Below are 11572 nucleotides of genomic sequence, written 5' to 3'. Positions count from 1 at the left end.
GGTCGTACCCGTACGGGTACGACTCCGGCCCTCGGCCGTTGTCCGTGCGCGCTCAGATGCTCCGGCGCGGCGCCGGCGGCAGCGCCGCCTGCGGGGGATGGTGCTGCGAGGCCGCCCAGGTCGACGGGTAGGGCGCGTGGTGCTGGCCGTAGAGCCCCGAGAGGCCGCCGGCGAACCCCGCGAGGCCCGTGCTCCTCGCCGTGCCGAAGGCCCGGAACGCCAGCTCCTCCTCGCCGCTGCGGTCGCCCGGAAGCGTGCGGAACGACCGGCGGTACTCCGAGTACAGGGCATCGAAGATCGGCGTCGCCGAGTGCCCGGCCGGAACGTCCTGCGCCGGGCGCATGGCGGGGATCGGACTCGGATGCGGCTGGGGGAAAGGGTCGTATGGGTGCACGTAGGTGCCAACGACCCTGCCGTCCGTCGGATGCGGGCGGCTCTCCGAAAGAGGGGCCCGCCGGGGACGGGGCACGGTCGGGACGCCCGGCCCGCGCGTCGGCCCTATCCCCGGACGCCCGTCGTCCATCAGGTCCCGGCCAGCGGCATCGCGGCGGCGACCAGGCGCCCGTTGGCCGCGGCCTTCTCCAGGGCGTCGCGCAGCAGGTCCTCGCGCGGCTGCTGTCCGATGGAGCCGACCGGCGCGGCGAAGACCAGCACGGTGTGCGACTTGTTGGCCGCCGCGCGCCAGCCCTCGGTGACCTGGAGCGGCTGGTGCGCCTGCCACCAGGCGGACTGTCCCGCGCCGCCCGCGCCGGGCTGGAGCACCGAGTGCAGCTGGCCCATGGCGACCAGGACCGACCAGCCGGGCAGCGTGGCCGGCTTGCCGTTCAGGTCCTGGACGGGCTGGAAGCCCTGCTCGGCCAGGAGCGACAGGAACTCGTCGGTGAGCCCGCCCGAACCGGGCCGGGCCACCGGCGCGGTCGGTTCCACGACCAGCGCCGGGTGCAGCTCGCCGTCGATCAGGACGAGACCGCTGGTGACGCCGAGCACGGCCTGCTCGGGGTGGGCGGCCGAGAGCGCGTCGGCGGCGTCGGCGGCCGTGATGGAGGCGACGGCGCCCTGGAGCTGCTCCTCGGCGACCCGGACGACCTGCGACGGGATGCAGCTGGCGTGGGCGAACGCGAGGACCGCGGTCTCCTCGCCGACGAACAGCACCGTGCTGGTGCGCTCCTGCTCGGAGTCGCCCTGCGTGCGGCAGGAGGTGCAGTCGTAGCTGCCCGGGGCGTTGTCGCCGGCGAGCAGCCGGTCGGCTTCTTCGTCGCCGATCTCGGCGCGTACGTCCTCGCTGACGTCGAGCATGCGCGGCACGGAGGGCTCCCTGGAGTCGGTACGGACGGACCCCGGGCCTTTCCCGGGCGTCTCATGCCGAGTTCAACGGGCCAGGCGCGGGCGGGGTCACGCGCGGAAGGGGGGCAAGTTGCCGCCGGCGCGGGCGGCCGCCTCCGGCGGCGGCGCCCGAGGCGGCCCCGCGTCGCCCCCGAGGCGCCGGCCGTCGTGCCTTCGGCGGGGGCCTGCCGCGGTGGTCCGGCGGCGGTCCTGCGGCGCCCTTCCGCGGCGACCCGCGGGGCGCCGTCCGCGGTGACTCCGACCGGGTGGGAAGTGAACGGTGTTCCGCGCGGCACGGGGCTCGGCGCCGGGAGACCGACCTAGCCTGCGGCGATGTCGATGATCCGATTTTGGACAGCCGGCTCGCTCGCGGCGGCCTCCGCGGCGGCGCTGCTCGCCTTCCACCAGGCGCCCGCCGCCACGGCCGCGCCCGGCGACGACGGGCCCGGCACGGCGGGCGCCCCGGGCGCGCCCGCCGTACCGGCCGTGCCGGTGCTGCCGGACGCGGCGGCGGGCGCGGTCGCGGACGCGCTCGCCTCGGCCGCGGCCGCCATCGAGGCGGCCCGGGGCGACGCCGGGACCACCGGCGCGATGCCGCCGCCACCGTCGGCGGGACCGGCGGGCGCGCCCGCGTACGCCTGCGCCAAGGACCAGTGGCCCTGGGGCTGCGTCGCCGAGTGCGAGAGCAGCGGACGCTGGGACGTCAACACCGGCAACGGCTACTACGGCGGGCTCCAGTTCTGGCAGCCGACCTGGATCGAGTACGGCGGCCTCAAGTACGCCCGTCGCGCCGACCTCGCCACCCGCGGACAGCAGATCGGCATCGCCGAGGACGTCCTGCGCGTGCAGGGCTGGGGTGCCTGGCCCGTCTGCTCCAAGCGCTACGGGCTCAGCGGCCGCGTCCACACCGTGCAGGCCGGCGACACCCTCGGCGGCATCGCCCGCCGCTTCTCGGTCAAGGGCGGCTGGCAGCGGCTCTACGAGGCCAACAGGAGCGTCATCGGCCCCGACCCGAACCGGCTGTACGTCGGCATGATGCTGCGCATCGCGCCGCTCTGAGCGGACCGGGCCGGACCGGGCCGGACTAGGCCGGGCGCGGCTCCGCCGCCTCGCCGCTGAACACGCGGGTGCCGCGCCGCAGTTCGTGGAGGAGGGTGCCGGGCGGCAGTCCGTCGGGCACGCGCTGCTCGGCCAGGACCACCGCCGCGCCGCCCTCGACCGCGAGCGCGCCGAGCAGCGCGTACGTGCGGGCCGCGACCGGCGGGGCCATGCCCAGGGCCGCCTCGTCGACCAGCACCACCCGCGCGGGGCGCAGCAGGGCGCGGGACAGGGCCAGCATCCGGCGCTCGCCGCCGGAGAGCGTGCCCGCGGCGCGGGAGAGCAGAGGGACGAGGGCGGGGTACGGGACCGGGGCGTCCGGAGCCGTCAGGGCCAGGTTCTCGGCGACGGTCAGGCCCTCGTACACCGCGCCGCGGTCCGGTACGAAGCAGAGCCCGCGGCGGGCCCGCTCGTGCGGCGGCAGCGCGGTCACGTCCTCGCCGCGCCACAGGACCCGGCCCGCGGACAGCCGTGCCGTCCCGGCGAGCGCGCGCAGCGCCGTGGTGCGGCCGGAGCCGTTGCGGCCCGTCAGGACCGTCACCGTGCCCGCCGGGACCGGGAGGTCCAGGCCGTGCAGGGCCTCCAGGGGGCCGTAGCGGACCCGGGCGTCGCGCAGTTCCATCTCCGTGGTCATGGCCGGAGCCGGCCTCCCTCCATGGTGTGGACGGTGGCGGCCGTGCCGGCGACGAGGTCCGGGTCGTGCTCGACCACCAGGACGGTCAGGCCGTCGGCGGCGAGCGCGGTCAGCAGCCGGGACAGGGCCTCGGCCTCGGCCGCGTCCAGGCCGGCGGCCGGCTCGTCCAGGAGGAGCGTGTGCGGCCGGCCCGCCAGCGCGCGGGCCAGTTCGACCCGGCGCAGGAGGCCGGTCGGCAGCCCGGCCGTGCGGCGGAGGCGTACGGGCCCCGCCAGGCCCGTCAGGCGGAGGGCGCGCTCGGTGGCGGTGGCGGGGTGGTCGCGGTGGTGGCCGTGCTCGGCGCCGACGCGGACGTTCTCCTCCACGGAGAGGGACGGGAACAGGGCCGGTCGCTGGAAGGTCCGCGCGATGCCGAGGTGTGCCCTCGTGCGGGCGGGGCGGTGCGTGATGTCCCTGCCGTCCAGGAGGACCCGGCCGCCCGGGCGGGGGCGGGCCGCGCCGGCCAGGCAGTCGAAGAGGGTGCTCTTTCCCGCGCCGTTCGGTCCCACCAGGGCGGTGACCTGGGCGGTCGGCAGCACGAGCCCGACGCCTCTGAGGGCCGTCACCCCGCCGGGGTGCGCGAACCAGAGGCCCTCGGCGCGGAGCCGGGCGGGTGGCCCCGCGCGGGCGGGCGGGGCCGGGTCTCCCGCGCCGGGGTCTCCCGTGCCGGGGTCTCCCGCGCCGGGGTCTCCCGTGCCGGGGTGCGGGCCGGCGGCGGCCGGGCGGCCGGGAGGGGGTTCCCGGCCGCCCGCCGGGGGCGTGGGGCCGCGGGCGGGGACGGCGCCCGTCGCGCGGGGGAGGCTCAGGAGGGCGGTCAGGGGCGGGAGGCGGCCGGTCTGGGTGGCCAGGAGTCCCACCGCCAGGGCGGCCGCGGCGGCCGGGGTGGCGGTGTCGGCGGTCAGGAGGAGGGGGGCGGCCAGGAGGGGGGTGAGGAGGTTGTCCGCGCCCAGGACCATGACCGTGGCGAACCAGAGGAGGCCGCGCAGGGGGTCGTACGCCGTGGGGTCGAAGGCCTCGACGGCCATCGCGAGGAGGGCGCCGCCCAGGCCCGCCAGGGCGGCGGCCAGGGCGAAGGCGAGGAGTTTGAGGGGGGTCGCGGGGACGCCGGCCGCCTCCGCGGCGGGCTCGTGGTCGCGGAGGGCCGCCAGGGCGCGGCCGGTGCGGCCTCGGCGGAGGGCCCCCACCAGGAGGAGGGCGGCCGTGAGGAGGAGGAGTCCGAGGGCGTAGAACGCGCGGTCGGAGGTGAAGGGCCAGGGGCGGACCGGGGCCGCCAGGCCCGCCGTGGCGTAGGGCTGGGCGAGGACGAAGCGGCTCACCGCCACGCCGACCGCGAGGGTCGCCAGCGCCAGCGCCAGGCCGTGGCGGCGGATCGCCGGGCCCGCGGTCAGCAGGCCCGCGGCCCCCGTCAGGGGGACCGCCAGGGCGAGGGCCGGGAGGGGTGGCACGCCGGCCGTCGTGAAGAGGGTCGTGAAGAGGGCGCCGAGGCCCGCGTAGGCCGCCTGGCCCAGGGCGATCTGGCCGGCGCGGCCGGTCACCACGACCAGGGAGAGCAGGACGATCGCCAGGGCGGGGACCTGCGTCGCCGTGCGCAGGTCCGGGCCGCCCACGGCCAGGGGGAGGAGGAAGCAGACGGCGGCGAGCGGCCAGATCGCCGGGGGCGTACGGGCCGCTCGGGGCGGCGGCGGCAGCGCGTCGTGCCCCTTGCCGCCGATGCCCGGCAGGACCAGGGCGGCGATCAGCAGGGCCAGCACGAAGAGGTTCGCCCCGACCGAGCGCAGCAGCGGTTCCGCCCAGCCCTCCGGGTGGAAGCGGGTCAGCTGGGCCTGGGTCACCCCGATGAGCAGCGCCGCGCCGATCGCGACGGGCAGCGACCGCATCCGGGCGATGACCGCGACCGCCATCACCTCCACCACGAGCAGCGGCAGCCCGTACGGGTCGAGCCGGACGTACGGGGCGAGCAGCACGCCCGTCAGCCCGGCGGTGAACGCGCCGAACGCCCAGCCGGCCGCCGCGATCCGGTCCGCGTCCACCCCGGCGAGGACCGCGAGCGGGCGGTTGTCGACCACCGCCCGCAGCTCCCGCCCGAAGCGGGTCCACCGGGTCACCGCCGTGACCAGGCAGGCCACCGCCACCACCGTCGCCAGCTGGAGCCATGGCTCGTCGCCGAGCAGCACCGGCGCGTCGTCCCGGGCGCCGGCGCCCCAGAGCAGGACCGCGACGCCCACGAGGAGGACGAAGACGCCGGTGGAGGCGACCAGGGCGCGGGCCGGTCCGGCGCCGGACCGGGCCAGCGGGCGGAAGACGGCCCGGTCGAGGAGGAGCCCCAGCCCCGGGGCCACCAGGAGCAGGGTCAGCAGGGCGGCCGGCCACAGGGGCCAGCCCCACACCACCACGAGCTGGCGGAGCACGTACGCGCAGACCATGGCGAGCGCGCCGTGCGCCAGGTTCAGCACCCCGGTCGCCCGGTGGGTGACGATCAGGCCGATGCCGGTGAGCGCCGCCGCGCTGCCGACCGCGAGGCCGGCCAGCGTCAGCTCGTACGTCAGGGAGGCCACGGCTCACACACCGGGCAGGGCACGAGCGCCGGGTCCCCGGCGGCCGGTACGGCGTCCGCGCGGTCCGCCACCAGCGGGCAGTCGGGGCGGTGCGCCAGCGTCCCGCCGGGGACGCGCAGCGGCGGGGCGTCGGAGACGGGGGCGGCGGCCGTCGCCTCCGGGTCCGGAGGCGCGGCCCCGTCCCGAGGCGGCGGCGGGGCCGTGCGCGCCGCGGTCCCGATCAGTACCGCGCCCGCCACGAGCAGCGCCGCCCCCGGCACCGTGCACGAGGCCAGGTAGGGGAGCTGGCGCTCGGCGAAGCGTTCGCCCGAGATCCCGTACCAGCCGAGGACGCACAGCAGCGCGCCCCCGGCGGCCGCCACGAGGCCGCCCCACAGCAGGAACCGCGCCGTCGGCAAGGAGAGGGCCTCCGTCCTTTCCTCCGACTATGCACCGTATTCTTGCGCTTCGCCCCGTACCGTCCGACCCTGGAAGCACACGCCGAACGGTGGTGAACCCGATGGTGCTCAGGCGACGAGCGGCCGCCCTCGCGGCCGCCGCGATGCTGCTCCTCACCCCGGCCCTCGCGGCCTGCTCCGACGACGAGCCCGCGAGCGGCAACCAGGTGACCTCCAGCCCGCCACCCGGCATGACGGCCCGGCCGACCGGCGCGGACGAGCCCGCCGACCCGGCCGCCGCCAAGGCGGAGATCACCCGGAACTGGGCGGCCTTCTTCGACGCGGACACCCCGGCCGCCGAGCGGGTGAAGCTCCTGGAGAACGGCGAGGAGATGCGGGACGTCCTCACCGCCTTCGCCGGCAACCCCCAGGCCGCGGCGACCACCGCCGAGGTCACCGGGGTCGAGTTCACCTCCGCGTCCGGCGCCGACGTCACCTACGACCTGCTGGTCGGCGGCAACCCCCTGCTGCCCGACTCCCGGGGCACGTCGGTGCTCCAGGACGACACCTGGAAGGTCTCCGTGAATACCCTGTGCGGTCTGGTGAAGCTCAGCGGTGTCACCGTCGAAGGCTGCTGAGACGGCCGCGGCGCGCCTCCCGGCCCTGCTGCTCGTCCTCCTGCTCGTCCTCCTCGCGGGGTGCGGCAGCCGGCTTCCGGAGCGCTCCTTCGAAACGCGGCCCACCGCCCACCCCTCCGGCGGTGAGCCGCTCCGCGTCGGCATCATCACCAGCGCCACCAGCCCCGTCGGCGGCGCGGCCCTCACCGGCCCGCGCGACGGCGCCCGGGCCTGGTTCGACGCCCTGAACGCCGCCGGCGGCCTCGACGGGCGCCGGGTCGAGGTCGAGACCTGCGACGACGGCGGCAGCGGCGTCGGCAACACCGCCTGCGTCCGCCGGCTCCTCGACGAGCGGAAGGTCTTCGCCCTCGTCGCCACCACCGCCCTCGACTACGCGGGCGCCCCGCTCGTCTCCCGGGCCGGCGTGCCCGACATCGGCGGCCAGCCCCTCACCCCCGCCTACGACACCTACCCCCACCTCTACTCCCTGTACGGCAGTTCCGCCCCGCGCACCGGCGCCGCGCCGGGCTGGGACGGCACCCTGTACGGCGGGACCGAGGTCTACCGGTGGTTCGCGCGCGAGCGCGGGGCGCGGACCGCCGCGGTCGTCGCGTACGACCAGCCCGCCTCCGCCGCCTACGCCCGGCTCGTCGCCCGGGGGCTGCGCGCGGAGGGCTACCGGGTCGTGAACGAGCGGGTCGACTTCGTCCTGCCGGACTTCCGGGCCGTCGCCGCCGATCTGCGCGAGCGTCGGGTCGACCTCGTGTTCGACGCGCTGGACGGGCACGGCAACACCCGGCTGTGCGAGGCGATGGAGGCGCTCGGCGTCCGCGTCGACGCCAAGGTGACGAATGTGCAGAACTGGTCCTCCTCCGTGGCCCGGGACTACGCCCGCGCGCCCGGCTGCCGCGACTCCCTCTGGGTGACCGGGTCGAGCCGCAACTTCGAGGAGACCGGGCACCCCGAGGTCCGCGCCTTCCGGACCGCGATGGGGGAGCGGGAGACCTCCCAGTGGCAGCTGGAGGGATGGGCGGCGGCCATGTGGTTCACCGACGCGGCCCGCTCCTGCCTCGCCCGCCCCGACCGGGGAGGACTCACCCGGACGTGCGTCGAGGCGTACCTGAACCGCCAGGAGCCCTACACCGCGCGGGGATTGCTGCTTCCCGTCCGCTTCGAGCACCTGGAGCGGCCGCCCGCCACCCGCGAGACCTGTCTCTCCGTGGCCCGCTGGCGGGACGGGCGCGGCTGGGTGAGCCAGGGGGAGATGACGCGGAACTGCGCGGTCGTCCCCCAGCTCGGTTACCGGCCGTGAGGGGCGCCGCCACCGGAGCAGTACAGTCGGCCCGACCGACCAACTGACCGGGGGGAACCGGCAGATGCGCATCTCCTTCCTGCTCCACAACGGCTATCACTACGGGGGCACGATCCGGACCACGTTCACGCTCGCCGAACAACTGGCGGAACGCCACGAGGTCGAGATCGTCTCGGTCTTCCGCCACCGCGACCGGCCACGGCTCGGCCTCCCGGCGGGGGTGACCCTCCGTCACCTCGTCGACCTGCGGAAGGACTCGCCGGACTACGACGGCGACCACCCCGACGCCCACCGGCCCGCCCGGGTCTTCCCGCGCGGCGACGGGCGGTGGAAGCAGTACAGCGCGCTGACCGACGCGCGGATCGGGGACCATCTGCGCGGGGTGGCGGCGGACGTCCTCGTCGGCACCCGGCCGGGGCTCAACGTGCAACTCGCCCGGCAGGCCGGGGCCGGACCCGTCCTGGTCGCCCAGGAACACCTGATCCTCGACGGGCACAGCCGCCGGCTGCGGCGGGACATCGCCCACGAGTACGCGCTCCTCGACCTCGTCACCACCGTCACCGAGGCCGACGCCCGGGCCTACCGGCGGCTCGGGCTGCCCGGCTCCGTCCGCGTCGAGTCCGTGCCCAACGGCGTTCCCGTGCCGTCCGTCCCGGCCGCCGACCCGTCGGCCCGGGTGATCGTCGCGGCCGGCCGGCTCACCCGCGTCAAACGGTTCGACGTCCTCGTCGACGCCTTCGCCGAACTGGCCGACGACCACCCCGACTGGACCCTGCGGATCTACGGCAGCGGCGACGCCGCACAGGACCTGCGGGCGCCGCTGACCCGGCAGATCGAGGCCCTGGGGCTCGGCGGGCGGGTCCGGCTGATGGGCCAGGTCCACCCCATGGAGCCGGAGTGGGCGAAGGGCTCCATCGCGGCGGTCACCTCCGAGCGGGAGGCCTTCGGCATGACGATCGTGGAGGCGATGCGGTGCGGCCTTCCGGTGGTCGCCGCGGACTGCCCGCACGGGCCGCGCGAGATCGTCGAGGACGGCGTCGACGGGCGGCTCGTCCCCGTCGGCGATCCCGGCGCGGTCGCCCGCGCGCTCGGCGGGCTGATGGCCGACGAGGAGCTGCGCGCCAAGGCGGGCCGGGCCGCCCTCGTGGCGGCGGAGCGCTTCGACCCCGCACGCGTCGCCGCGCGCCACGAGCAGCTGTGGACCGAGCTGGTCGCCCGTGCCGCGCCCCGCCGCGCCCACTCGCCGGCGGCCGCCGCCCGCCACGCCTGGACGTCCCGCGCCTACGACGCCGCCTACACGGCCAAGGCCGGCGCGGGCCGCACCCTGCGCCGCCTCGGTCTGCGCTGACGGCCCGGGGCCTCACGCGCCCGGCGGCGTCCGGTGGGTCCGGGGCGGCGGCGGGCTCGTGAGCCGCATCCGCTCGTAGTCGGCGAACTCGGGGTGGTGGAGGTCGAAGGCGGGGGATTCGGAGCGGATGCGGGGGACGGCCGTGAAGTTGTGGCGCGGGGGCGGGCAGGAGGTGGCCCACTCCAGGGAGCGGCCGAAGCCCCAGGGGTCGTCGACCTCGACCTTGGGCGCGTACCGCCAGGTGCGCCAGACGTTGTAGAGGAAGGGGAGGGTGGAGGTGCCCAGGAGGAAGGCGCCGATGGTCGAGAGGGTGTTGAGGGCGGTGAAGCCGTCGGCCACCAGGTAGTCGGCGTAGCGGCGGGGCATGCCTTCCGCGCCCAGCCAGTGCTGGACGAGGAAGGTGAGGTGGAAGCCGGTGAAGAGGGTCCAGAAGTGGATCTTGCCGAGGCGTTCGTCGAGCATCCGGCCGGTGAACTTCGGCCACCAGAAGTGGAAGCCGGCGAAGGTCGCGAAGACGACCGTGCCGAAGACCGTGTAGTGGAAGTGGGCGACGACGAAGTACGAGTCGGTGACGTGGAAGTCCATCGGCGGCGAGGCCAGGATCACCCCGGTCAGGCCGCCGAAGAGGAAGGACACCAGGAAGCCGGTCACCCACAGCATCGGGGTCTCGAAGGAGAGCGAGCCCCGCAGCATGGTCCCCGTCCAGTTGAAGAACTTCACCCCGGTCGGCACGGCGATCAGGAAGGAGAGGAAGGAGAAGAACGGCAGCAGCACCGCCCCGGTCGCGAACATGTGGTGGGCCCAGACCACCACCGACAGCCCGGTGATCGTCATGGTGGCGGCGATCAGACTGAGGTAGCCGAAGATCGGCTTCCGCGCGAAGACCGGGATGATCTCGCTGACGATGCCGAAGAACGGCAGCGCGATGATGTAGACCTCGGGGTGGCCGAAGAACCAGAAGAGGTGCTGCCAGAGCAGCGCCCCGCCGTTGCCGGGGGCGAAGACCAGCGCCCCGAACCGCCGGTCCGCCTCCAGCGCGAGCAGCGCCGCCGCGAGGACGGGGAAGGCGATCAGCACCAGCACCGCGGTGAAGAGCACGTTCCAGGTGAAGACCGGCATCCGGAACATGGTCATGCCGGGCGCCCGCATCCCGATGATCGTGGCGAGGAAGTTCACCGAGGTGAGGATCGTGCCGAAGCCGGAGAGCGCGAGCCCCATGATCCACAGGTCGGCGCCGATCCCCGGGGAGCGGACGGCGCTGTTCAGCGGGGCGTAGGCGGTCCAGCCGAAGTCGGGCGGCCCGCTCGGGGTGAGGAAGGAGCCGACCACCATCAGCCCGCCGAGCAGGAACAGCCAGTACGAGAACATGTTGAGCCGCGGGAAGGCGACGTCGGGGGAGCCGATCTGGAGCGGCACCAGCTCGTTGGCGAAGCCGGCGAAGGTCGGGGTCGCGAAGAGCAGCAGCATGATCGTGCCGTGCTGGGTGAAGGCCTGGTTGAACTGCTCGTTGGAGAGGAACTGGGTCCCCGGCCTGGCCAGCTCCGCCCGCATCGCCATCGCGAGGAGCCCGGCGAGCAGGAAGAAGGCGAACGAGGTCGCCAGGTAGAGGTGACCGATCTTCTTGTGGTCGGTGGTGGTGAGCCAGTCGATCAGGATCCGGCCGTGCCGCTCGCGTCCGCCCGATTCCGCCGTGGTGGTCGCCGCCTCGGTGCTCATCGGTGCCTCCGCCCCGTGTTCCGTTCTCCGGCGTCCGGTCAGCGTAAGCATTGTGTAAGGGAACGGTGAGGGAGCGGCGCGCGGGCTCCGCCCACATTTCGCCGGTTGGCCCCGTCGGCCGGAATGGGCCCCGCCCGACCCCTTCGGTGAATTCGCCCGAACGACTTGTGCGAACCCCCGGATGCCTTTTCGAATTTCCGGAGAAACGGCCGGAAACCGACGTTCCGCCGCGTACGCGGCCGTCACGCCGACCGTCGAGAAGTTGTGACGCAAGCGTGACCGCCAGGGGACTAACGTGAACCCCATGGCACCCATGTCGCGCAGCCCCGAACCGCCCCGTGACGCGCCCGAGTCCTATGTGGGCCTCGGCGCGGAGGGCGCCGCCCAGCTCGCCCGGACGCGCGGCTGGCGCGTCGTCCGGACCCTCCCGCCCGGTGCGATCGTCACCATGGAGTACCTCGCCGGGCGTCTCAATCTCGAGGTCGAGGACGACACCGTCACCCGCTGCTGGATCGGCTGACCCCGTACGCGAAGGGCCCCGACCGCTCGGTGC

Annotated in this window: 11 protein-coding genes; 5 read left to right on the top strand and 6 right to left on the bottom strand. The window is 75.6% G+C overall.

What is annotated here, in order from left to right; translation table 11 throughout:
* Positions 1 to 52: 52 nt before the first annotated feature.
* Together ACFQ8C_RS34800 and ACFQ8C_RS34795 are read right to left on the bottom strand one after the other, a co-directional pair.
* Positions 53 to 343 (bottom strand): hypothetical protein, encoded by a 291-nt coding sequence (locus tag ACFQ8C_RS34800; RefSeq protein ID WP_383465618.1) that lies wholly within the window; start codon positions 341 to 343, stop codon positions 53 to 55.
* A gap of 179 nt (positions 344 to 522) precedes the next feature.
* Entirely contained in the window at positions 523 to 1305 is a 783-nt protein-coding gene (locus ACFQ8C_RS34795) for a hypothetical protein (protein ID WP_383465616.1), read from the bottom strand.
* A gap of 351 nt (positions 1306 to 1656) precedes the next feature.
* On the opposite strand from ACFQ8C_RS34795, the gene ACFQ8C_RS34790 reads away from it, so the two are divergent.
* Positions 1657 to 2382 (top strand): transglycosylase family protein, encoded by a 726-nt coding sequence (locus ACFQ8C_RS34790; RefSeq protein ID WP_383465614.1) that lies wholly within the window; start codon positions 1657 to 1659, stop codon positions 2380 to 2382.
* A gap of 25 nt (positions 2383 to 2407) precedes the next feature.
* Here the strand turns inward: ACFQ8C_RS34790 and ACFQ8C_RS34785 are convergent, their stop codons facing one another.
* The 3 genes from ACFQ8C_RS34785 to ACFQ8C_RS34775 are packed head-to-tail and all read right to left on the bottom strand — an operon-like array spanning position 2408 to position 6047.
* The gene (locus tag ACFQ8C_RS34785) at positions 2408 to 3055 is read right to left on the bottom strand and encodes an ATP-binding cassette domain-containing protein (protein WP_383465612.1); all 648 of its coding nucleotides are present in this window, start codon (positions 3053 to 3055) and stop codon (positions 2408 to 2410) included.
* Positions 3052 to 5649: an ATP-binding cassette domain-containing protein gene (locus ACFQ8C_RS34780; RefSeq protein WP_383465610.1), complete on the bottom strand. Its 2598-nt coding sequence runs from the start codon at positions 5647 to 5649 to the stop codon at positions 3052 to 3054. The genes ACFQ8C_RS34785 and ACFQ8C_RS34780 overlap by 4 nt, the downstream gene beginning before the upstream one ends.
* Positions 5637 to 6047, bottom strand: a complete 411-nt coding sequence (locus tag ACFQ8C_RS34775; protein ID WP_383465608.1) for a hypothetical protein — start codon at positions 6045 to 6047, stop codon at positions 5637 to 5639. Before ACFQ8C_RS34775 ends, ACFQ8C_RS34780 begins: the two co-directional genes overlap by 13 nt.
* Before the next feature lie 101 nt (positions 6048 to 6148).
* Between ACFQ8C_RS34775 and ACFQ8C_RS34770 the strand changes: the two genes are divergently transcribed.
* The 3 genes from ACFQ8C_RS34770 to ACFQ8C_RS34760 all read left to right on the top strand — a co-directional run bounded on the left by ACFQ8C_RS34770 (position 6149) and on the right by ACFQ8C_RS34760 (position 9303).
* Positions 6149 to 6664 carry a hypothetical protein gene (locus tag ACFQ8C_RS34770; RefSeq protein ID WP_383465606.1) on the top strand — a complete coding sequence of 172 codons (516 nt, stop codon included), beginning with the start codon at positions 6149 to 6151 and terminating at the stop codon, positions 6662 to 6664.
* Positions 6642 to 7955, top strand: a complete 1314-nt coding sequence (locus tag ACFQ8C_RS34765) for an ABC transporter substrate-binding protein (RefSeq protein WP_383465604.1) — start codon at positions 6642 to 6644, stop codon at positions 7953 to 7955. Before ACFQ8C_RS34770 ends, ACFQ8C_RS34765 begins: the two co-directional genes overlap by 23 nt.
* A 64-nt stretch (positions 7956 to 8019) precedes the next feature.
* The gene (locus tag ACFQ8C_RS34760) at positions 8020 to 9303 is read left to right on the top strand and encodes a glycosyltransferase family 4 protein (protein ID WP_383465603.1); all 1284 of its coding nucleotides are present in this window, start codon (positions 8020 to 8022) and stop codon (positions 9301 to 9303) included.
* Positions 9304 to 9315: 12 nt separating this feature from the next.
* Here the strand turns inward: ACFQ8C_RS34760 and ctaD are convergent, their stop codons facing one another.
* Positions 9316 to 11019 (bottom strand): cytochrome c oxidase subunit I, encoded by a 1704-nt coding sequence (ctaD, locus tag ACFQ8C_RS34755; RefSeq protein ID WP_383465601.1) that lies wholly within the window; start codon positions 11017 to 11019, stop codon positions 9316 to 9318.
* Positions 11020 to 11323: 304 nt separating this feature from the next.
* On the opposite strand from ctaD, the gene ACFQ8C_RS34750 reads away from it, so the two are divergent.
* On the top strand, positions 11324 to 11539 hold the full coding sequence (locus ACFQ8C_RS34750; protein ID WP_383465600.1) for an I78 family peptidase inhibitor: 216 nt from the start codon (positions 11324 to 11326) through the stop codon (positions 11537 to 11539).
* Positions 11540 to 11572: the final 33 nt, after the last annotated feature.

This window comes from Streptomyces sp. NPDC056503, from assembly GCF_042794995.1.
Lineage (GTDB): Bacteria > Actinomycetota > Actinomycetes > Streptomycetales > Streptomycetaceae > Streptomyces.
Note: the sequence above shows the minus strand (reverse complement) of the source record. Positions and strands in the feature narration are given on the sequence as shown.

Coding starts and splice junctions, on each gene's coding strand:
- ACFQ8C_RS34800 (WP_383465618.1), bottom strand. CDS start 343: ATGCGCCCGGCGCAGGACGTTCCGGCCGGGCACTCGGCGACGCCGATC.
- ACFQ8C_RS34790 (WP_383465614.1), top strand. CDS start 1,657: ATGTCGATGATCCGATTTTGGACAGCCGGCTCGCTCGCGGCGGCCTCC.
- ACFQ8C_RS34785 (WP_383465612.1), bottom strand. CDS start 3,055: ATGACCACGGAGATGGAACTGCGCGACGCCCGGGTCCGCTACGGCCCC.
- ACFQ8C_RS34770 (WP_383465606.1), top strand. CDS start 6,149: ATGGTGCTCAGGCGACGAGCGGCCGCCCTCGCGGCCGCCGCGATGCTG.
- ACFQ8C_RS34760 (WP_383465603.1), top strand. CDS start 8,020: ATGCGCATCTCCTTCCTGCTCCACAACGGCTATCACTACGGGGGCACG.
- ctaD (WP_383465601.1), bottom strand. CDS start 11,019: ATGAGCACCGAGGCGGCGACCACCACGGCGGAATCGGGCGGACGCGAG.
- ACFQ8C_RS34750 (WP_383465600.1), top strand. CDS start 11,324: ATGGCACCCATGTCGCGCAGCCCCGAACCGCCCCGTGACGCGCCCGAG.